At 39.8% G+C, this 329-nt stretch carries 1 pseudogene; it reads left to right on the top strand.

What is annotated here, in order from left to right:
* Positions 1 to 321: pseudogene (locus GNY06_RS14210) on the top strand (DUF932 domain-containing protein); the annotation flags it as partial.
* Between the last annotated feature and the right edge of the window lie 8 nt (positions 322 to 329).

Raw genomic sequence — 329 nt, 5'->3', positions numbered from 1 at the left:
TGCCCGAACAAAGAAACGCTTAACCTGCACAAAAAAGGTGCGGAAGAAGAAGTTTCCACCGTGTTCAAAAAAACCGTAGATGAAGCCTTAGAATACTCTATGATAAGCGACACCCAACAAAAGGCGACTACCAAAGGTACATGATGCGGGGCTTACAACCCTGTTACAGGCTACATTCAGAATGTACGCAATTAAAGAGACGGCGAAGAGAAACTACAATCTATTGTATTAGGTGGTACGGCATATCTAAAGAGACAAAAAGCCTTTGATCTTTGTACATACTTTGACTATTCAGGAGCAGAGATTTTCAACTTCTATTAATCATTATA

This window comes from Elizabethkingia argenteiflava, from assembly GCF_009904105.1.
In the GTDB taxonomy this organism is placed as follows: Bacteria; Bacteroidota; Bacteroidia; order Flavobacteriales; family Weeksellaceae; genus Elizabethkingia; species Elizabethkingia argenteiflava.
The sequence above is the reverse complement of the archived record's forward strand: the minus strand, read 5'-3'. Positions and strand labels throughout refer to the sequence as shown.